The sequence below is a fragment of the Acrocarpospora macrocephala genome (assembly GCF_009687865.1).
In the GTDB taxonomy this organism is placed as follows: Bacteria; Actinomycetota; Actinomycetes; order Streptosporangiales; family Streptosporangiaceae; genus Acrocarpospora; species Acrocarpospora macrocephala.
This window is the reverse complement of sequence record NZ_BLAE01000003.1, coordinates 254,526-273,926: the sequence shown is the minus strand read 5'-3', so window position 1 is coordinate 273,926 and position 19,401 is coordinate 254,526. Positions and strand designations below refer to the sequence as shown.

General features: G+C 67.7%; 25 protein-coding genes. 13 read left to right on the top strand and 12 right to left on the bottom strand.

Annotated features, from left to right (window positions below; translation table 11 throughout):
- Window positions 1-189 precede the first annotated feature (189 nt).
- Entirely contained in the window at window positions 190-321 is a 132-nt protein-coding gene (locus Amac_RS57120; RefSeq protein WP_281356238.1) for a hypothetical protein, read from the top strand.
- Between the two features lie 114 nt (window positions 322-435).
- Complete coding sequence (locus Amac_RS01230; protein ID WP_155352373.1) at window positions 436-741, top strand: DUF6247 family protein; 306 nt, start codon at window positions 436-438, stop codon at window positions 739-741.
- A gap of 60 nt (window positions 742-801) precedes the next feature.
- Here the strand turns inward: Amac_RS01230 and Amac_RS01225 are convergent, their stop codons facing one another.
- Window positions 802-1,506: an alpha/beta fold hydrolase gene (locus Amac_RS01225; protein ID WP_155352372.1), complete on the bottom strand. Its 705-nt coding sequence runs from the start codon at window positions 1,504-1,506 to the stop codon at window positions 802-804.
- A gap of 64 nt (window positions 1,507-1,570) precedes the next feature.
- On the bottom strand, window positions 1,571-1,852 hold the full coding sequence (locus tag Amac_RS01220) for a DUF2087 domain-containing protein (RefSeq protein ID WP_155352371.1): 282 nt from the start codon (window positions 1,850-1,852) through the stop codon (window positions 1,571-1,573).
- 158 nt (window positions 1,853-2,010) lie between these two features.
- Here Amac_RS01220 and Amac_RS01215 point away from each other — a divergent pair, with 158 nt between their 5' ends.
- From Amac_RS01215 to Amac_RS01200, 4 genes are all read left to right on the top strand, one after another.
- The gene (locus tag Amac_RS01215) at window positions 2,011-2,844 is read left to right on the top strand and encodes a GerMN domain-containing protein (RefSeq protein WP_170322247.1); all 834 of its coding nucleotides are present in this window, start codon (window positions 2,011-2,013) and stop codon (window positions 2,842-2,844) included.
- Between the two features lie 46 nt (window positions 2,845-2,890).
- Window positions 2,891-3,631, top strand: a complete 741-nt coding sequence (locus Amac_RS01210) for a histidine phosphatase family protein (protein WP_155352369.1) — start codon at window positions 2,891-2,893, stop codon at window positions 3,629-3,631.
- On the top strand, window positions 3,606-3,872 hold the full coding sequence (locus Amac_RS01205) for a hypothetical protein (RefSeq protein WP_155352368.1): 267 nt from the start codon (window positions 3,606-3,608) through the stop codon (window positions 3,870-3,872). The genes Amac_RS01210 and Amac_RS01205 overlap by 26 nt, the downstream gene beginning before the upstream one ends.
- A 108-nt stretch (window positions 3,873-3,980) precedes the next feature.
- Entirely contained in the window at window positions 3,981-5,081 is a 1,101-nt protein-coding gene (locus tag Amac_RS01200) for an aromatic ring-hydroxylating oxygenase subunit alpha (protein WP_246268000.1), read from the top strand.
- Here the strand turns inward: Amac_RS01200 and Amac_RS01195 are convergent.
- Window positions 5,059-5,958 (bottom strand): NAD(P)-dependent oxidoreductase, encoded by a 900-nt coding sequence (locus Amac_RS01195; protein WP_155352367.1) that lies wholly within the window; start codon window positions 5,956-5,958, stop codon window positions 5,059-5,061. The two genes, Amac_RS01200 and Amac_RS01195, sit on opposite strands and share 23 nt — an antisense overlap.
- A gap of 95 nt (window positions 5,959-6,053) precedes the next feature.
- Between Amac_RS01195 and Amac_RS01190 the strand changes: the two genes are divergently transcribed.
- Both Amac_RS01190 and Amac_RS01185 read left to right on the top strand, forming a co-directional pair.
- On the top strand, window positions 6,054-6,410 hold the full coding sequence (locus Amac_RS01190) for a winged helix-turn-helix transcriptional regulator (RefSeq protein WP_155352366.1): 357 nt from the start codon (window positions 6,054-6,056) through the stop codon (window positions 6,408-6,410).
- A gap of 98 nt (window positions 6,411-6,508) precedes the next feature.
- The gene (locus tag Amac_RS01185) at window positions 6,509-7,483 is read left to right on the top strand and encodes an RNA polymerase subunit sigma-70 (RefSeq protein ID WP_170322246.1); all 975 of its coding nucleotides are present in this window, start codon (window positions 6,509-6,511) and stop codon (window positions 7,481-7,483) included.
- Window positions 7,484-7,528: 45 nt separating this feature from the next.
- On the opposite strand, the gene Amac_RS01180 is transcribed toward Amac_RS01185, so the two are convergent.
- Window positions 7,529-8,116, bottom strand: coding sequence for a TIGR03086 family metal-binding protein (locus Amac_RS01180; protein WP_155352364.1), 588 nt, complete (start codon window positions 8,114-8,116; stop codon window positions 7,529-7,531).
- 376 nt (window positions 8,117-8,492) lie between these two features.
- Between Amac_RS01180 and Amac_RS01175 the strand changes: the two genes are divergently transcribed.
- A complete protein-coding gene (locus Amac_RS01175) occupies window positions 8,493-9,311 on the top strand; it encodes a sulfotransferase family protein (RefSeq protein WP_155352363.1) in 819 nt (272 codons plus the stop codon).
- Between the two features lie 41 nt (window positions 9,312-9,352).
- Here the strand turns inward: Amac_RS01175 and Amac_RS01170 are convergent, their stop codons facing one another.
- Entirely contained in the window at window positions 9,353-9,760 is a 408-nt protein-coding gene (locus tag Amac_RS01170; protein ID WP_155352362.1) for a YkvA family protein, read from the bottom strand.
- 236 nt (window positions 9,761-9,996) lie between these two features.
- Between Amac_RS01170 and Amac_RS01165 the strand changes: the two genes are divergently transcribed.
- Complete coding sequence (locus Amac_RS01165) at window positions 9,997-10,509, top strand: methyltransferase family protein (protein WP_155352361.1); 513 nt, start codon at window positions 9,997-9,999, stop codon at window positions 10,507-10,509.
- Window positions 10,510-10,573: 64 nt separating this feature from the next.
- Here the strand turns inward: Amac_RS01165 and Amac_RS01160 are convergent, their stop codons facing one another.
- The 5 genes from Amac_RS01160 to Amac_RS01140 form a co-directional block, all read right to left on the bottom strand.
- Window positions 10,574-11,710 carry a Dyp-type peroxidase gene (locus tag Amac_RS01160; protein ID WP_155352360.1) on the bottom strand — a complete coding sequence of 379 codons (1,137 nt, stop codon included), beginning with the start codon at window positions 11,708-11,710 and terminating at the stop codon, window positions 10,574-10,576.
- The gene (locus Amac_RS01155; protein ID WP_246267999.1) at window positions 11,710-12,249 is read right to left on the bottom strand and encodes a copper chaperone PCu(A)C; all 540 of its coding nucleotides are present in this window, start codon (window positions 12,247-12,249) and stop codon (window positions 11,710-11,712) included. The genes Amac_RS01160 and Amac_RS01155 overlap by 1 nt, the downstream gene beginning before the upstream one ends.
- A gap of 76 nt (window positions 12,250-12,325) precedes the next feature.
- On the bottom strand, window positions 12,326-12,877 hold the full coding sequence (locus Amac_RS01150; RefSeq protein ID WP_155352359.1) for an MFS transporter: 552 nt from the start codon (window positions 12,875-12,877) through the stop codon (window positions 12,326-12,328).
- 10 nt (window positions 12,878-12,887) lie between these two features.
- On the bottom strand, window positions 12,888-13,253 hold the full coding sequence (locus Amac_RS01145) for an ATP-binding cassette domain-containing protein (RefSeq protein WP_218040816.1): 366 nt from the start codon (window positions 13,251-13,253) through the stop codon (window positions 12,888-12,890).
- A 202-nt stretch (window positions 13,254-13,455) separates the two neighbouring features.
- On the bottom strand, window positions 13,456-13,713 hold the full coding sequence (locus Amac_RS01140) for a hypothetical protein (RefSeq protein WP_155352358.1): 258 nt from the start codon (window positions 13,711-13,713) through the stop codon (window positions 13,456-13,458).
- 167 nt (window positions 13,714-13,880) lie between these two features.
- On the opposite strand from Amac_RS01140, the gene Amac_RS01135 reads away from it, so the two are divergent.
- Window positions 13,881-14,183 carry a hypothetical protein gene (locus Amac_RS01135; RefSeq protein ID WP_155352357.1) on the top strand — a complete coding sequence of 101 codons (303 nt, stop codon included), beginning with the start codon at window positions 13,881-13,883 and terminating at the stop codon, window positions 14,181-14,183.
- On the top strand, window positions 14,183-16,141 hold the full coding sequence (locus tag Amac_RS01130; protein ID WP_155352356.1) for a hypothetical protein: 1,959 nt from the start codon (window positions 14,183-14,185) through the stop codon (window positions 16,139-16,141). The genes Amac_RS01135 and Amac_RS01130 overlap by 1 nt, the downstream gene beginning before the upstream one ends.
- A 38-nt stretch (window positions 16,142-16,179) precedes the next feature.
- On the opposite strand, the gene Amac_RS01125 is transcribed toward Amac_RS01130, so the two are convergent.
- The gene (locus Amac_RS01125) at window positions 16,180-16,626 is read right to left on the bottom strand and encodes a hypothetical protein (protein WP_155352355.1); all 447 of its coding nucleotides are present in this window, start codon (window positions 16,624-16,626) and stop codon (window positions 16,180-16,182) included.
- Between the two features lie 251 nt (window positions 16,627-16,877).
- Window positions 16,878-17,669, bottom strand: coding sequence for an IclR family transcriptional regulator (locus Amac_RS01120; RefSeq protein ID WP_155352354.1), 792 nt, complete (start codon window positions 17,667-17,669; stop codon window positions 16,878-16,880).
- 100 nt (window positions 17,670-17,769) lie between these two features.
- Here Amac_RS01120 and betA point away from each other — a divergent pair, with 100 nt between their 5' ends.
- Complete coding sequence (gene betA, locus Amac_RS01115) at window positions 17,770-19,395, top strand: choline dehydrogenase (protein ID WP_155352353.1); 1,626 nt, start codon at window positions 17,770-17,772, stop codon at window positions 19,393-19,395.
- Window positions 19,396-19,401: the final 6 nt, after the last annotated feature.

Sequence of the window (19,401 nt, the reverse complement as noted above, 5' to 3'; positions counted from 1 at the left end):
GCGCCTCCGCCGGCACATAGGCCCCACCACCCGGATTCCCCGGCCCGGCGCCAGCCCCCGCCGGACCCCCCGGCACCAGCACAGCAGCAACCATCACAACAAGCACAACAGCCAACTCTCGACGCACGCGCCGGATGCTATCGCGACCGGGATAACGGGGTGTCGCGTGACGTTGCGACAGTCCGAGACGTGACCTTCGGCGAAGACCGGTGCAAGATCCGGACCGCCACAGCTCCATCGACCCCCGCGATCATGCGTAGCTCCGCGATCGGCGCGTCACGCCAGTTCACCTTCACCAACATCGCCGACGGAACCCGCTGAGCCCGCGACGACTTTCCCAACCCGTTGATCGCTCTCGGCCTCACTATCTGAGAACGCCTTCAGCCCTGGCTGGGTACCCGACCGAGGGGTATCCGCAGCGGTGAGTTGGCCGGCATGGCCGCGCTGCCGGTGGACGCCTATGACCACGACGATCCGCTCGAGATCTTGCGCATGCTGCCGCGGCGGTTCCACGAGCAGTTCAAGGCCGAGTACGAACCGGCTGCCGCAGCCGCGCAGCGGGTCCAGGGCTACCGGCAATTGCAGGACCTGCTGCGGCTGTGGCGTTTGCGCGCGGTGGCCTATTCCGCCCCCGGGTTCGAGGACCGGTTTCAGGCGGTCCGTGGGGCAGTGCGGACCTGCCGCCTGGAAGGCTCGGTCCCGATCGAGGAGGCCATCCCCGACTGGCCGGATCGCCGCTGAGCAATGAGGCCAGATTCGATCGCAAACCAGTCTTGGTACATCGCTGCAGGCAGGGAGTGGCTAGCGGGCTGAATGCGTGGCCGTGTCGAGGAGGATCCGGGCTAGTTCGCGGGGCTGGGAGACCATGGGCCAGTGGCCGGTGTCCATCTTGATCAGGTGCCAGTGCGGGCTGGCCAGTAGGGCGGCTACGTCGGGGTTTGGTTCGTCGCCGTCGAGGAGGCATTTGATGTAGGTGGCGGGGAGGTCGCTGAGGGGGCGGGTCAGGATGGCTGGTTCGGTGAGGGTGGCGCCGGGGTGGGGGGTTGAGCCGGTGACGATTCGGGTGATCTGTTCGTCGGTCAGGCCCTGGCCGGCGAAGTCGGGGGCGGTGAGTGGGGGCCAGAAGCCGTTGTTTTCGGCGATCAAGGCCTCAACCATGGGCCGGCCGGAGGGCCAGGCCGAGACGAATGATTCGCCGTTGGCCGGCACGTTGGAGTCGACGAAGACCACGTGGGACAGGCGGTCGCCGATGCGTTCGGCGGCTTGGCCGACCGGGATGCCCGAGTAGCTGTGGCCGACCAGGATGACGTTTCGCAGATCGTGGCGTTCGATCTCGTCGAGGATGTCCTGGACGTGGGTCTGTTGTCCTGCCTTGATGCCTTGTTTGTCGGCGAGGCCGGAGAGTGTCAATGGGTGGACGCCGTGGCCGACCGCGCGTAGTTCCGGCACCACCTCGTCCCACGCCCACGATCCGAGCCACGCGCCTGCGACCAGTACGAACTCCATGCAGGCAAGATAGCGAAACCCTCTGACAATTCTGTACGGCCGAGCGTGGCGGCAAGCGGTCGCGTCAGGTGACGGTGCCGCCGGAACGCCAGTAGACGCTGTTCTCGCGGCTCAGGAAATCGCCGTCGATCAGGTAGCGGCGAAGCGCGGCGTAGTCGTCGTAGAACGTCCGCAGGATCTCGTTGACCTCGGTCTCCGGGTAACGGACGCCAGGCTGGAAGGAGGTCGCGATCCGGTCGAGCACGGCGCGGCGGACGGACTGCTTGGCGGGCATGGTGATCAGTCGGCCGCGCACGAGGAAACGATCGAGGACATCGTCGCCGATCTCGGATCCCTGGGTGGTCATTGGTTCACTCTAACGACGCTGGCGTACGGGCTCATCAGGATTTTTCGGGGCGGTTGACATTAGGTTGGGTCCCGTCACGATGGGATTTCAGACGATCGGACGGGATGTACATGCTCTCCTTACGCGCCTTTGTCGCCGGGGTCGTTGTAGGTGCCGTCGTGAGCGGCGGGGTGGCCGTCCCCGCCAGCGCGCGGGCGGCAACGCCGATATTGGTCGCGATCCGGGCCGCGCATCATCCAGGGCTGGATCGGCTGGTGTTCGAGTTCAAGGGAGCGCTTCCGGCCGAGCGCAGCGCGCGATATGTCTCGGCGCTCGTGGCCGACGGGTCGGGGCTGCCGGTGCCGGTCGTCGGGAGCGCGCGGCTGCTGGTGCGGTTCGGCGGGGCGAAGGGGCACGGGGACGACGGGAACCTCTCGTATGGTCCCGCGCGGCGGACTTACGCGCTGCCGGGGATCATCCAGGTCGTCAACACGGGGGACTTCGAGGCGGTGTTGTCGTTCGGGGTCGGGGTGGCCAAGAAGACGCCGTTCCGGTTGTACACGTTGAAGAATCCGAGCCGGGTGGTCATCGAGCTCACCACGCCGTATCGGACCGTGAACGTGAAGAGTTATTTCATGAACAGCGCGAACTTCAATGTGGGGCGCAAGCCGTACACCAAGGGAGTGGTGCGGCCGGTGGCGACGCAGGAGCCGGCGGCGGGGGCGTTGCAGCGGTTGTTCGCGGGGCCGACGCAGGGCGAGCGGGTGGGCCTGCATTTCGTGGACTCGAAGGCGACGGGGTTCAGCAAGGTGACCATCAAGAACAAGGTCGCGCGGGTCTATCTCACCGGTGGGTGCAGTAGCGGCGGGTCCACGTTCACCATCGCCGACGAGATCGTTCCCACGCTGAAGCAGTTCTCCTCGGTGAAGTGGGTGAAGATTTACAATCCGGCCGGTAAGACACAGCGGCCGACCGGATCATCGGACTCCATTCCCACCTGCCTCGAACCGTAGGTATGGGTTAACGGGCTTTGGGTGTTCTACCGGTGGGGAGGTCTTGATGAGCTGTCCGCACGGTGAACGAGCCGGGGATGTGCACCTGGTGCATGTCGTACGGCATGGGCAGAGCACGTCGAATGTCGCCTACCTCGCGGTCGAGACGTCGGCGGCCTCCTCGGCGGTGATTCCCGACGATGACATGGCGATCGAGCTGACCGATCTGGGGTGGCGGCAGGCGGGTTCGGTCGGGAGATGGCTGGCGGGGCTTGAGCCGGGCGACACGCCGGACATGGTGTGGTGTTCGCCGTATCTGCGGGCCGAGCAGACCTGGCGGGGGATCGAAAGGGAGCTGGCCTCGGCGGGGCGGGAGCGGCCGTGCCATCGGGTCGACGAGCGGCTTCGCGATCGGGATCGGGGGCGGTTGCGGCATCGGCATCCGCGCTGGGTGCGGGAGTGGTTTCCGGCCGAGATCGTGGCGGAGGAGCGGGATCCGCTGGGGTACCGGCCGCCGGACGGGGAGTCGTTCCGGGATGTGGCGGAGCGGTTGCGTGAGGTGGTCGCGGAGATCGAAGCCGATGGTCACCGGCGGGTGCTGATCGTGGCGCATGACGCGGTGGTGCTGTTCCTCCGGCAGATCCTGGAAGGGCTGAGCGACGAGGAGGTGCTGGCCATCGCGGCGGAGGGGCTCGCGGACAACGGGTCGATCACCAGCTGGCAGGGGACGGAGGGTGGGTACCGGCTGCTGGCGTACAACGTTTCACCTGGGGGTGATGGGTATGAGCAGGCCGCATCGCATTCGTGACCGGTTCTGGTGGGAGGTCTCGCCGACCATGGAGCGGCCGGAGACGCCGCTCAACCTGCGGATCGCGCTGGCGGTCTTCGGGCTGGTGGTGAGCGCCGCGCTCGGGGTGCTGTCGTGGCTGGCGGGCTGGTTCGTGGCCGCCGTGGCGCTGTGGGCGATCGCGGTCATCGCCGTGGTCAACCTGATCGTGCTGACGCAGAAGCGCATCAAGCGCGGCGACGGGAACTCGTTGTTCGGCTGATCCCTGGTGTCACGGAGTGCTCGTATGCCCCTTGACATCCGTTTCGGGCGGCTTCACGCTGTTGCGCATAGCGCATGATGTTCCGTTTCGCGAAACAGGGGTGTAGCGGTGAGCAGCGTGATTCCCACACTTCCCGGCCGCTACTACACCGATCCGGACATCTTCGCGGCGGAGCAGCGGGGGATCTTCGAGGCGATGTGGTTCTGTGCCGTGCGATCCTCCGATGTGGGGGTGCCTGGGGCGTTCCGGACCGTGCAGGTGGGGAATGAGAGCATTCTGATCACGCGGAGCCGGGGTGGGGTTCGCGCTTTTTACAACGTGTGCCGCCATCGTGGGGCGACGTTGTGTGCTGACGAGTACGGGGAGGTTAAAAGGGCGTTTTCGTGTGCGTACCACGCCTGGAGTTACGATCTTGAGGGCAAGCTGATCGCGGCGCCGAACATGTCCGCCATGCCCGACTTGGATCGGGTCGAGTATGGCCTGGCGAAGGTGCATGTGCGGGAATGGCTCGGGTACGTCTGGGTCTGCCTGGCGGACGAGCCGCCCTCGTTCGACGACACCGTGCTCGGCGCGGTCACCGAGCGGCTCGGCGCCCTGGAGCTGATCGACAACTACTCCCCCGACGCGCTGGAACTCGGCCGCAGAATCGTCTACGACGTGAAGGCCAACTGGAAGCTGATCGTCGAGAACTTCATGGAGTGCTACCACTGCGCGACCATCCACCCCGAACTCGTCGAAGTGCTCCCCGAATTCGCGGACGGTTACGCGGCGCAGTATTACGTCGGCCATGGCGCGCTTTTCGGCGAGAACATCGAGGGTTTCACCGTGGACGGCTCCCCCGGTCTCGACCGGATCCCGTCCCTCGCCGAAGACCAGGACCGCCGTTACTTCGCGATCACCATCAAGCCGCAGGTCTTCATCAACCTCGTGCCCGACCACATCATCCTGCATCGCATGTATCCGCTGGCCGCCGACCGCACCATCGTGGAATGCGACTGGCTCTACACCGCCGACGTCGTCACCGGCGGCAAGAACCTCGACAAGTCCGTCGAACTCTTCCACCGGGTCAACGAACAGGATTTCGAGGCCTGCGAACGCTGCCAGCCCCGGATGTCGTCCCGCCTGTACGCCAAAGGCGGCGTCCTGGTCCCCAGCGAGCACCACATCGGCGCCTTCCACGACTGGGTCATCGAGAAGCTCGGCCTGTGATTTCTGTGGTGAGCAGGTCGATCACCCCCGTGGTGTCCTCGTCGCCGTGGCCGTCGGCGACGCGGCGCTCCATCAGGGCCGTGAACGGGGTCAGTAGCTCGGCGCTGACCCCCTGCTCCTCGGCCGTGCGCAGCAGCGTCGCGTTGCCCTCCGCCATCATGGCGAGGTTGGAGACCACGCCCTTGGTGTAGTCGCCGCTCTCCAGGTGGTCGGCGATTCCGTACGCGTAGGGGGCCATGGCGGTGAGCCAATCGACAAGCAAAGGGGCGAAGTCCGTCGGCGTGATGTCCTCCTTACGAATCAGTGCGAAGGCGTGGGAGACCCCGGCGAACATTCCGGTCATCGCGCTCAGCAGCGCCACGTCGTGGAGGGCGGCGAAGCCGGGATCCTCGCCGACGTACCTGGTGCCGGCCGGTACGGCCAACGCGTTGCGGTGGGCATCGAAGAGGGCGCGGGATCCGCTGTAGAAGACATAGCCGCCGGATTCGGGGGCGCCGATCATGGGCGGGACCGCCATAATCCCTCCGTCCAGGAAGCGGGCGCCGCGTTTCTCGGCCCACTCGGCGCGAGCTCGGGCCTGGGCGGGGGTGCTGGTGGTGAGGTTGACCAGGTCCTTGTCCGTAAGATCGGCGTCGGCCAAGGCCGCGACGACCGATGCGTCGTCGAGCAGGCAGACCACCACGAGATCGCTCGCGGCCACCGCCTCGGCGGCTGTCCTGGCGACCGTCGCGCCCTCGGCGGCGAGCGGCTCGGACCGGCTGGACGTACGGTTCCACACGGTCAGCGGATGCCCGGCAGCGAGCCAAGCACGGGCGAGCGCGGTCCCCATCGCGCCGAGCCCGAGGAGAGTGAGCTTCTCAAAGGTGTTGTCATTCATGCCGATTAGACTTGCCGCAGGCCCCGGAATGATCAAGTACGCACTTCGGAGTGGGTGGTTACTCCGGGGTGAGTGAGCAGGCAGGGGGATGGGCCATGGCGACCGTGCGGAGACCGGGGGCATACGTCTGCGGAATCGACGCGGCGATGGACGTGATCGGCGGCAAGTGGAAGGTGCTGATCCTCTGGGAGCTCGGCGAACGGACGTGCCGCTTCGGCGAGCTGCGCAGGCGGTTGCCGGGGGTGACCGAGAAGGTGCTCGCCTCCCATCTGCGGGAGCTGGAGGTGGACGGCATCGTGCACCGCGAGGTGTACGACGAGGTGCCGTCCCGGGTCGAGTATTCGCTGACTTCGGTTGGCGTCTCGCTTAACAGGGCGCTGGCGCCGCTCGGCGCATGGGGACGGGAGCACATACTCGGCGGCGTGAAGGACGCTCACCACGTGCCTGGATAGAGGGCCGTCGCCCTGCTCCGAACATCCGGCCACGCCCAGCCTGCTGGCTTGTCACGGCGAGCGTCGTTCTGTCGTGGGGCTTGGCTATGGTGAGGGGCGTGGATGGGGTTGTGGCCGCCGAGCAGGCTGAGGCGGCGTTGCTCGCCGACGCGCGGCGTGGTGATGGTGAGGCGTTCCGGAATCTGGTGGCACCGCACCTGCGGGGGCTGCACGTGCACTGTTATCGCATGCTGGGCTCCTATCACGACGCCGAAGAGGTGCTGCAGGAGGTGTTGCTGCGGGCCTGGCGGGCGCTGGATTCCTTCGAGGGGCGTGCGCCGCTGCGGCACTGGCTGATCCGGATCACGACGACGACCTGCCTGAAGGCCATCGAGCGCAAGGGGCGGCTGCCGGTGGTCGCGGGCGAGGTCGGGTTTCTGGAGCCCTACCCGGATCGGCTGCTCGATGAGTTGACCGGGGGTGACCCGGCGATGGTCGCCGAGACGCGGGAGAGCGTGGCTCTGGCGTTCATCGTGGCGTTGCAACGGCTTCCCGCGACGCAGCGGGCCACCTTGGTCCTGCGGGAGGTGCTGGGCTGGAGCGCGGCTGAGGTCGCCGACCTGCTGGGATGTAGTGTGCCTGCCGTCAACAGCTCCCTGCAGCGGGCCCGCGGCACGCTCGGCACGATCACCGGGACGCCGCGGTCGCTGGATCGGCGGGATGAGCAGGTGCTCGGGCGGTTCGTTCAGGCGTGGCAACGTTGTGACATCGCGGCGCTGGCGGCTCTGTTGCATGAGGACGCGGTCTTGAGGATGCCGCCGGAGGATGCCGTGATCCGGGGCCGGGAGCAGGTCGCGGGGTTCTTCGCCGCCATTCCGGCCGATGGAGCGGTGACGGTCACCCAGGCGAATGGTCACCTGGCGCTGGCGGCCTATCTGCCGGGCGAGGATGGCGGGCCCTGTCCGGCGTACGGGCTGGTGGTCTTCACGTTCACGGCGGACGGGATCGATTCGATCACGGGATTCCCCGACCCGACGCTGCTGCGGTTCTTCGACCTGCCCGTGGTTCACGCCAACGGTCGAGGTCGCTCCTGACGGCTCAGGGCCGGACCGGTGGGATCCGGCCCTGATCGAGGAGGGTCAGGCGCGTCGTCCCAGGTGGGCCAGCAAGGCGGTGAAAGGCGGGTCCGCCGGTCCGGTGGGCAGCGCGGGTCCGAACTGTCCGTTTGTACGGCGTTCCGCGCCGATGGTCTGGTAGCTGAAGGCGGCCACCGCGTCGACCACCGTGTCCTCGGGCTTGACGGACGTCCCGGTGCCGTACGCGATGTCCCAGCCGTGCACGAGCGACTCAAGCAGGCAGACGTTGACCAGCACCACCCCGGGGACGGGATCGGGCTGGAACGGGAACGCGCGCTCCAGCGCGCCGGGCGCGGCGAAGGCCGCCAGGCAGCGCTCGGCCACCGCCGCGAACGCCTTCGCGGGTTCGGCGCCCAGGTGGTCGATGTCGGCCGCCCGCTGGGGGTCCGCCTCTTCGGGCGTGGCCGAGCCGCCGCTCGCGATCCGCGCTACCAGGGCGAGCCCGCCCACCAGATGGTTGCCCACCTGGCGAACCGTCCAGCCGGCGCAGGGACTTGCCTTGGCCCAGCCGTCAGCCTGAACTGACGCCAGCAGCGCTGTGGTGGTGTCGAAGTCGCGTTCCAGCAGACCGATGATCGGGTCGGGGTTCATTGCATCCTCCAGCTCCAGGACCGCCGGTGCGGCCCCTCTCACCCAGACAGATCCCGGCCCTCCCGCGAACTCATCGCTCCCCGGCAAGGTATTCCGGCCAAAAGCGCGGACGACGCGTTGGCCCTGCCTGCGGCTGCGGCCAGGGTCCCCCGCGGGGGGTGGGTCCCCTCTCAAACCGCCCAGCCCAGCCGAGCCACCCGCGCCGCCGGTGCTGCGCCTGCGCTACGAGAACTTCGTCGCGGATCCTGTCGCAGTCCCCTCGCAGGGCGGTCGCTCCCCTCTCCGCCACCGAAATCGCCTCCGTCGGTCGTCTCGCGCAGCGGCAGGTCGCCTGTGAAGGATGTTGCTGCGCGCCCGCGGCATGTAGAGATAGAAGATGACCACACCACACACGCCGCTGCTCATCCTTGCCGCCGGTCAGCGTTGCGGGAGCACGCTCCTGCAGCGTCTGCTGACCTCTCATCCGGGCGTTCTCATCTGGGGCGAGCACGGGGGGCAGCTCGGCCGCATCCTCGAAGCCGCCGATGGCCTGATGTCATGGTCGCGCGAGTTAGGCGGGGACGCCCGCGCGGAGTTCTCGCAGCACTCCTACCAAAGCTGGATGGCCAACCTGACGCCCGACCGCGACCTGATCCTGCACTCTCTCCACCGCTTCATCGACACCTTGTACATCGAGCCCGCCGTCCGCCTCGGCCGCCCTGTCTGGGGCTTTAAGGAGGTGCGCTACACGTTGACGGACGTCCGCCGCCTGCATGTGCTCTATCCCGGCCTGGCCGTCATCCTGCTCATCCGCGATCCCCGAGACGTGCTCCGGAGCCTGGATGAATGGGAGCGGAAGACGAATGGTCGCTGGACCCGCCAACTGACCGAGGACGCGGTGGTGAACTGGCGGCGCGTCGCGGAGGACTTCCTGGCGGCGCCGGAGGCCGGGCCGCCGGTGCTGCGCCTGCGCTACGAGGACTTCGTCGCCGATCCCGGCGGCAGCTGCGAGGCCATCGCGCGACACACGGGCCTGGACGCCGGAGCCTTCGACCCGAACGTGCTCTCCACCCGCCTGTACGTCGGCGAAGAATTCGCGCACCTCCCCCGCGACATCCGGGAATGGCACGATTTGCCGACGTCTTTGCGTCAACTGCTCGACCCACCCCAGATACAGTCGCTCATCCAGGCCTGCGGCTACCAGACCGGGGATTAACGCACGCACAGGAGAAAGGCCCCGTGCCGGCTTCGGGCCACTTAGTGATCGCCGGTCAGTCCGGTGAGGCGGCACAGAGTGGTGAAACCGTCATCGCTGCCGGGCCAGTGCCGGCGTACGGCCTCCAGGCCGGCGCGGCGGACCACGCCGCGCAGAACGAAGGTGACGATGATCGCGTCGTCGGCGTAGCCGAGGATCGGGATGAAGTCGGGGATCAGGTCGATCGGGAACGCCAGGTAGGCCAGGAGCAGGCCGAGCCGGATCCGTACGCCGCGGGGCAGGGTGCGGTCGGCGGCCAGGCGGCGTAGGAGCCGGAGCAGGTCGGGCAGGATGCGCAGCGCTTCGGTCAGGAGTGAGCCCTTCGGCCGGACCACGGCCAAGCCGATGACCAGCACGATCCAGGTGGCCGCGACGGCGATCAAGACGCCGATGAGAATGTCCCACACCATGGCGAACCCCCTTCAGTCGGTGAAGCGTAGCCGCCGTTCAGCCTGGCGGGGCTGCTTCGGTGTCGGCGGCCAGCGCGGTGCGGCGTTCTTGTCGCCGCCGAGGGCCTGGAACTAGTCGCGGTCAGCCATGTTTCGAAGGTTGCCAATCCCAGCTCGCCGCGTGAACATCATCCTGATGTACGCTCCGAGCAAGATATTTCACCCTCTGATGAATTTGATTTAAGGGGTGTGATGGCATGCGCAGGACGCCTGCGGCCATTGGCAGTGCGATCTTCTTCGCCGTAGCGCCAGGGAGTGTGGCGGGTCTGGGGCCGTGGCTGATCACGCGGTGGCGGGTGTCGGATCTGCCCGACGGCTTGACCTGGGCGGAGATCCCGCTCCGCGTCGTCGGCGCGGTGCTCGTCCTGGCGGGTGTCGCCGTGTTGATCCACGCTTTCGTCCGCTTCGTCGCCGAGGGAGCTGGGACCCCGGCACCCGTCGCGCCTCCCGAGCACCTGGTGATCGGCGGACTCTACCGGTACGTACGCAACCCGATGTATGTGGGCGTCCTCTCGGCCATCATCGGCCAGGCGCTACTCCTCAGCCAATTCGGTCTTTTCTGGTACGCCGCCGCCGTGTTCCTTGCGTTCTTTCTCTTCGTCCGCATGCACGAGGAACCAGCCCTGCGCCGCACGTTCGGCACCGCGTATGACGAATATCGGATGGCCGTGCCCGGCTGGCTGCCCCGCCTGCGCCCATGGAGCGGCTGACGCGCCGCCACCCACCCGCCCGCGCGGCAGGAGGGTGGTGGCGGCGCGTCAGCCGCAAATCAGGTCAGGCGAGCAGGCGCTCGCCGATCCAGCCGGTCGGCGAGCAGCCGGGCGGGATGGCGAAGACCGCCGACCCGATCGTGGTGACCCACTCGTTCAGCAGGTCGCCCTCCGCCAGCCGACGCTGGATGGGGATGAACTGGCGCTCGATGTCCGCCTGATAGGACGCGAACAGCAGCCCGGAATCGGAGCGCCCGTCCGGGCTGAGCCCTTCGTCATAGTTGTACGGCCGACGCAGGATCCGCAGCCCAGGATCCTCCACACGCGCCCGCCGGATATGCGCGAACTCCGAGATCACCGGAAACCCGACCCGGGTGACCTGGTCGAAGTCCGGTTCGTCGCGTTCGTACCGGCCGGTGAGTGGAGCGCCGTTGTCCAGGCGGCGGCCGATGGTGAACTCCCGCCCGACCCGGTCGGTGGCGTCCCACTCCTCGAGTTTCATCCGGATCCGCCGGAGCACCAGCGTGGTCCCGCCGCGCAGCCATTGCGGCCCGTCGGAGATCCACACCGCCCGGTCCAGGTCGGTGGGGTTGACGGTCCCGTCGAGCTGGCCCATCAGGTTGCGCTGGGTCTCGCCGGAGGATGCCGTACGCCGGAAGCCGCGCTGGGTCCAGCGCACCCGGGCGAACGCCCGCGCGTCCTTGACGATCATTCGCAGCGCGTGGGCCAGGGTGAGGGTGTCGTCGGAGCCGATATGGACCAGGAGGTCGGCTCCGCTCCACTGCTTCCGCAGATGATCGGTCTTGAACGGCGGCAGGGGCCGTACCGGCGACTCCAGATCGGCGGCCGCGAACAGGCCGGGGCCGAATCCGAAGGTGACGGTCAGCCGGGCCGGCACGGTGGCCAGTTCGGGTTCGGTGTCGGCCAGCGCGGGCCGGCCGGCGGTCAGCCGGCGGGCGTCGTCGGTGAGCAGGCGCAGCAACCGGCCGATCGCCTCCCGGCCGGTCCCGGCCCGCAGGTCGAACCCGGCGAAGACGGCGTGCGCCTGCGGAGGCGTCGCGATTCCCGCCTGGTGCACGCCGTCGAACGGCTCGGCGGCCGGGGCGGGAGGCGCTTGTCCGGTGGGTCGCGCCGCGAGGGCGCCGACCATGGTGGCGGCGCCTCCCGCGAGCAGGCCTCGCCGGGTGAGCGGCGGGGTCATCAGCTCTCGCCCATGTCCATGCCGGGCTGATAGTCCTCCTTGCCACCGGCGAAGTCCTTGCCGACTGCCGTGAACGTGACCGTCCCGCCGTCCTTGAGCGTGAGCGTGAACTCGATCTGGGCGCCCGGCTTCACTTCTTCGGTGACGCCCATGAGCATGATGTGATCGCCGCCGGGCTGGAGCTGGTGGCTGCCGCGGGCGGGGATGGTGAACCCGCCCTCCTTGGGCCTCATGATCATCTTGCCGTCGTCGTCGACGACCTCGTGCAGTTCGATCTTCGGGGACAGGGGTGAGGCGCCGGAGACGACGACCACGTCGGCGTCGGTGTCGTTGACGAGGGTGCCGAACGCGGCGGTCATGCCCTCCTTGGTGGTCTTCACCCAGGGGTCGACGATCGTCAGGGTGGGCGCGGGCGCCGGGGTGATCACGGCGGCCGGGCTGGCGGGAGCGGGGACGGCGGCGGTCGGTTCCGAGCCGCAGCCGCTGAGCGTGATCGCGATCAGGCACAGGGCTGCCATACGGCGAACAGACATGGTCATGCCTTTCATGACGAGCTGGGAGGTTGTCACAGGAGATCGACCTCGGGGGTCGATGAAACGAGTGGCGCCACCTGGATCAGGCGGCGCTGACAACCTCCGGCGGGCCACGCCTGCTCAGCGCGTGCCGGAGCGGCGCCGACCGCGTGATCGCCGGCTCGGCGCGCCAGGGCCTGACCCGATACGTCCAGGCGGGGTCGGGGTGGACGGCGAGGATCAGGCAGAGCCGTACGACCAGGCGGCGGAGCAGTCCCCACAGGGCGGCTTCGCCGCGGGCCAGCCACATCGCGATCAGGCCGACCGCCCAGCCGTGCAGCACGAGCATCCCGAGTCCGGGCACCAGCCCGGAGTGAACATGCCCGAACGGTTCGGCCGCCGACATCGTGTGCGCCAGCGAGAACAGCAGATGCAGCCCGGCCTGCAGCCCGGCGAGCAGCCCCAGGATCACGCCGAACGACCGTTCCCGCCCGGACAGCGGGAGCGCGGCGGCGAACGCCAGCCCGAACCCGCCGATCAGGCCCGGCACCGGTACCGAACCTCCGCCGAAGACATGCGCCAGTGCGCTAAGACCCGCGCAGACGACGGCGAAAACCGCGGCGCGGGCAAGGCGGAGGGGCATGGTCGCGGACATGATGCGGCAATCATTCCACGCGTACCGGGCGCCCTTGAACCCGCCACAGGACGTCAAACGAGCGCCGCCGTCGGCTCGTCAGCCAGCAGCGGGAACCGCGGCCCACCGCCTGTCGCTGCGGCACCCAGGCCACCTCCGAGCGGCGCCGCGCCCACTCGGCGGAGCTGCGCGCGTGCCGACCGGCGACCTCGATCACCCCGCCCGCCGCGCGGTGAAGTCCCAGGACGGCGCGCAGCAGGGTGCTCTTGCCCGAGCCGTTGGTGCCGGTGACGGCCAGGTGCTCGCCGGGGGCGAGGTCGAGGTCAACGCGGTCCACCGCGAGCTGCTTTCCGTACCTGCAGATCACCTGGGACAGGCGTAAGGCGCTTGGGGGCATGGGCGTACTCCGGGTCGCGAAAAGGCGTACGACGACAGCCGGACGGAGGGACCCGCCCGGAAAGAACCGGTGCTGCCTGAAGGTCAGCCGGTGAGGAGATGAACCAGCGACTGGTCACATGCCGCGACAGGGCGGAACGGAGAATTCTCGGCCCAAACGCCACCCAGCAGGGAGCGCCTGATCACCAAAGGGTCGACCGGGTTCAGCTGGCGAGAACCGCCACGGGAGGGCCACGACGGCTGACCGCGTTCGCGATCTCACGGTCGGCGAAGACTTCGGGCTCGGCCGCCGGAACCTGCCGTCGTACGGGCGGGAGCTGCGGGTGGAACACCGCGAAGACCCAGCGCAGCACGGAAAGGGACGCCCGCGCCCCCAGGCGCAACATCAGCCAGACCGCGCGCTCACCCCGATACAGCCACCAGCCGGTCAGCGCCGCCACCGCGACATGAACCAGGAACATGCCGAACGGGTGATCGCGCGCTCCACACGCTCGGAGCCCATCCCACCGACTGACTTCGGTGATATCGCTGCGGGGGAAGTCCTGTGTAGTGTGCCGGGCGCCCAGACCGTAGGTGAGGAAGAATCACGGAGTGGAAGGGAGTATTCACACGGGAGTGAGGGCCCGGGATGGCTGAGGTGGCGAATCCGATGCATGCGGCGTTGCTGGAGTTGCGGCGCCGGGTTCTCGCTGAAATGGACGTGGCCGAGCGGGCGCTGGCGAGGGCCGATCAGGACATGGGCGGCGGACTGGCGTGGCTGGGTCCGGAGGCGCGGCTGTGGCGCGATGACCTCGGCCGGAGGCGGACCCAGGCGCGGCGGGCGTCGGATCGGCTGGCGACGGCGATCGATGAGGCGCTGGCCGGGCAGCCCGTCAGGGTGGCGGAGTCGCGGGCGGATGGGTATCGGCGGCAGATGACCGGACGGTTGTGATGCCTCCCTTCAGCCCCGAGTTCCGGGGGGTCGATCCGGATCGGCTGCTGGCGATGATCCAGTCGATGGACGCGGACGCGAGTGCGTTGCGCGCGTTCGTGCAGCGTTTCCGGGGCGAGTTCGCGCGGCTGGGGGTGGACACCTCGGCGCTGACCGAGTTGGAGCAGATCAGCGCGTGGGCGCAGGACCAGTTGCCGGTGATGCGCCGCCGCTACGACCTGGCGATGGCTGCCAACCGGTTGGGCGGGGCCGGGTTCGTCCAGATTCCCGAGGTGCGGATGTCGCTGGCCGAGGCGTACGCCAAAGGCCGGAACCTGGCGAGCATGTTCGGCACCGGCATTCTCGGCAACAGTGATTTCAGCGCGGCGCTCAAGGGTGAGTTGGTGCATCAGCACGTCGGTGAGCTCACGGAATTGGCCGGTGACGCGGATGCGTCGGCCGCGTTCGTGGCGGCGCTTCCCGCGCAGCTGCGGCAGGCGTTGCCGCACCTGCTGGTGGAGACCGGCAGTTCGACGGCACGGGAGGATCTGGCGGCGTTCTCGGCGGTTTTCGGCGCGGCGTTGCGGGCCACCCAGCCGCCCGCCCGGATGGCCGAGTACGAGCGGGAGTTGACGGCTCCGGCGAGTCCGGCGGTGGCCTGGCAGCGGCTGGCGTTACTGCGGGGGTCGGACGCGCCGCCGGAGGTGCTGGCAGGGGCAGCGCGGCTGGTGCTGGACGAGTTCGCGGCGCGTCCTGCGCGGAACTGGCGCGGTGTGGAGGTGCCGGAGGCCCGCGCGTACGGCTTGCCGCGTGACTCGGTCGCGCTGGCGTTGCGGGTGATCGCCGACGATCCGGTGGCGGTCCGTTCGGTGTTCGCAGAAATGGGCCGCCCCGAGGTGGAGCTGACACGCCCCGAGCGGATGAATCTGCTGTTCAAGTACGCCCAGCAGGGTGACGATGACATCGCGGACGCGCTTGGCCGGGCATTGGCGACAGGATCGGGCATCCACGAGCAGCCGGGCGCACACAGCGCCGACGCGGCAAGCTTCGCCTTCGACACGATCGTCACGGTCGCATCCTTCGGCCAGGACATCCCGCACACCGCCCAGGACTCGATGGCCGAACTCGCCGCCTCCTACCAGCACGAACTACTCGCCAGCGCGATCATCGACGACGGCGCCTCCCGCACCTCCAGCATGACCGCGCCGCCCCACTTTTCGACGATTCCAGGGCTGACGCCGGGCTTCTATTTGAGTCCGCGAGATACCTATGGCTTTCTGAAGACCTTCGTCGCCGATGAGCGGAGCACGGACAGGTTCGACCAGGCCATGGGCGAGCTACGCCGTAACCTCCTGGTTGAAGCCGCCCGGCTCGATGGCGAAGCCATACAGGGCGATCCGCCCAAGGATCCCGGCTACTTCAAAGTAATGGCAAGCGCGATCGGCGACCTGATGGGCGTGGAGTACGCCGCAGCGCTGAAGGTTCGCGGGGACATGGACGCGTTCGACGAGAGGATGCGCGGCATCATCGCCGATCCCGCTTCCGTCATGCTGAACGTGCTACCCGGTCCCGATCCCGAGAAAACGGCGCGGTGGTTCGGCTGGCAGGCGGGCATGTTCGCCACGGGCAAGAACCTGGACTCCTGGGAGGAAGGAGACCAGGCGAACACCCGAGTAGGCAAGCTTGACAGCGAGCGCGACCAATGGATGCTGGCGCAGCGCTACGAGATCGCCACCAGGTTGTGGGAGGGAGGCTACCCCGCCGATCCACCGTGGCCGACCACCCTGATGAAGGACGGCAAGCCACTTCCGCTGGACTACCTTCTCAGGGACAGCAAAGAATTCGAGATGTTCGAGGCGTGGTCGGACTCCACGGACAAGGCAGGTGACGGCTCAACCTTTGACAAGAAGATCGAAGAGGGAACCGACGGAGCCACCAGTAGCCTCTCTGCGGTGACGGCGAAAGACTACGAAAATTAGCGATAACCCTGCGCTCTGCATCGGGCTCGACCGGCAGACTACCCGCAGCTGGTCTCGCCTTTGATGTGCGCGGAGATCCTCGTGTCCGATGGCAGCGTCAGGGTGAAGAAGAACCGTAGCCCGGCCGACTCTTTGAGCCAGACGATGGTGCGCACGTCAGTGAGGTCTGATTGGTCAAGGCTGCTGATATCTGGCAAGTAACCTCGTTCGGCGAATCTGGCTCCGATCTGCCTCGCCGCTCCGTCGAGCTTGTTGTCCGGGTCGGGGTTAAGAGTCGGCAATTCACCAGTGGCGGTGAAAACGCGCTTGAACCCACTATCGTCACTGCAGTAGACGTCGCGGCTGCCCACGTTGGTGATGCTCTCGTCCACCCAGTTGTCCCAAGCCATGACGGCATTGCCGTCCCGGACGAGTATGGAGCCGGCTTCCTCCAGAGACGGGCCGGACGAGCACGCAGCTACGATGGCTGCCAGCAGGCCGATCACGCAACTCCGCACGACACGCAAGCTGTACCTCCACGCCGCTTTGGACCCTCTGCCCGGATCTGGGTCACGCCCAGCTAGGCCGATGTTCTGCGCGTTATTCGTCAACCTGCCTTAAAGCCCCCAAGCCCATGCTCCCAACAGGACCCGCGGCAAGCGCGGAATACGGGCTAGGCATTATCGCCACGAACGCGAATCGCCAGTCAAGCCGTTCCGTCACCCCGGTATCGGGGTGGCTGACCGGCCGGTTCGGACTAGGGAGTTGATGAGTTCGACGGGCCGGAGGGGCGGTCGTGGGTGTTGCCGAGGCGGGTGCTTATTTCGGAGGCGGCGGTGAGGAGGGTGGGGGCTGAGTCGTGGACGCGTTGTTCGGTTAGGCGGTAGGCGGGGCCGGAGACGCTGATGGCGGCTACCACCTCGCCGTGGAAGGAGCGGATGGGGGCGGCGATGGCGTTGAGGCCCTCTTCCAGTTCTTCGAGGGTGATGGCGTAGCCGCGGGTGCGGGCGGTGGTGAGTTCTTTTTCGAGGTCGGGGAGTGAGGTGATGGTGCGGGACGTGAAGCGTTCCAGGGTGATTTGCTCGAGGAGGGTGGGGGCGGCGTGGGCGAGGAGGATCTTGCCGCTGGAGGTGGCGTGGAGGGGGGTGAGCTGGCCGACCCAGTTGTGGGCGGTGACGGCGGAGGGGCCGCGGACCTGGTCGAGGTTGACGGCGTAGAGCGAGCGGAGGACGGCGATGTTGACGGTTTCGCCGAGTTCTTCGGCCAGACGCTGGCAGGTGGGGCGGGCGCGCTGGGTGATGTCGAGCTGGGTGTCGACGCCGGCGGCGAGGCGGATGAGGCCGAAGCCGAGGCGGTACTTGCCGCGATCCTCGGCCTGTTCTACCAGGCCGCGGGCTTCAAGGGCGCCGAGCAGGCGGAAAGCGGTGGACTTGTGGACCTCGATTTCGGCGGCGATCTCGCTGACGCCCGCTTCGCCCTTGCGGGCCAGGATCTCCATCACGGAGATGGCGCGGTCCACGGACTGGACGCCCCCGCTCTCGTTGCCCATGGCGCAACTGTAGCCGCCCGGCAAGAACGATTAAATCTCTGTTGCTAGTAGTGAAACGTGGTGCGTATGACGCTACGATTCGGCCAAAAGCGGAGGGGTCATGACATATGACTTCATCATCGTTGGCGGCGGCTCGGCTGGGTGCGCGCTGGCGAATCGGCTGTCGGCCGATCCGGGGACGCGCGTGCTCGTGCTGGAGGCCGGGCGGCCGGACTACCCGTGGGACGTGTTTATCCACATGCCCGCCGCGCTGACGTTCCCGATCGGGAGCCGGTTCTACGACTGGAAGTACGAGTCCGAGCCGGAGCCGTACATGCGGGACCGGCGGATCTACCACGCGCGCGGGAAGGTGCTCGGCGGGTCGAGCAGCATCAATGGGATGATCTTCCAGCGCGGGAACCCGCTCGACTACGAACGGTGGGGCGCCGATCCGGGGATGTCGAGCTGGGATTACGCGCATTGTTTGCCATATTTCCGGAAGATGGAGAACTGTCTGGGGGATCCGGGGACCGAGTTCCGGGGGCATGAAGGGCCGCTGGTGCTGGAGCGCGGGGCCGCGTCGAGTCCGTTGTTCCCGGCGTTCTTCGAGGCGGTGCAGGAGGCCGGGTATCCGCTGACCGATGACGTGAACGGGTTCCGGCAGGAGGGGTTCGCGTCGTTTGACCGGAACATCCGGAAGGGTCGCCGGTGGTCGGCGCGGCGGGCGTATCTCGATCCGGCGCGGAAGCGGAAGAACCTGACGGTCAGGACGCGGGCGTTCGTCACGAAGGTGCTGTTCGAGGGGACCCGCGCGGTCGGCGTGGAATGCGATGGTCAGCGGATCCACGGCAAGGAGATCATCCTGTCCGGCGGCGCGATCAACTCGCCGCAGTTGCTGCAGCTCTCCGGGGTGGGAAACGCGGAGGAACTGCGCGCCGTGGGCGTGACGCCGGTCCATCATCTGCCCGGTGTGGGCGAGAACCTGCAGGACCACCTGGAGGTGTACATCCAGCACGGGTGCGGACAGCCCGTGTCGATGCAGCCGTACCTGAAATATCGGCATCGTCCGTGGATCGGCGCGCAATGGCTGTTCCTCCGGAGCGGGCCCGGCGCGACCAATCATTTTGAGGCGGGCGGGTTCGTCCGCAGTAACGAGGACGTGCCCTATCCCAACCTGATGTTCCACTTCCTTCCGCTCGCCGTGCGGTATGACGGTTCCGCTCCGGCGGGTGGGCACGGGTATCAGGTGCATGTCGGGCCGATGTACTCCGACGCGCGCGGGTCGGTGAAAATCACCTCCAGCGATCCTGGGAAACATCCCGCGTTGCGGTTCAACTACCTGTCGACCGCGCAGGATCGCCGCGAATGGGTGGAAGCCGTGCGGGTCGCCCGGTCGATTCTCGAGCAACCGGCGCTCAAGGCGTACAGCACCGGAGAGATCTCCCCAGGGCCGGGCGTTCAGAGCGAGGAGGAGATTCTCGACTGGGTGGCCAGGGACGGGGAGACCGCGCTGCACCCGTCGTGCACGAATCGCATGGGTCTGGATGACATGTCGGTGCTTGACCCGGACACGATGCGGGTGCACGGTCTGGATGGGATTCGTGTGGTGGATGCGAGCGCGATGCCGTACGTCACGAACGGCAACATCTACGCCCCGGTCATGATGCTGGCCGAGAAGGCGGCCGATCTCATTCTCGGCAACACCCCGTTACCCCCGCAGCACACCCCCTTCTACCGCAAACCCTAGGTGCCC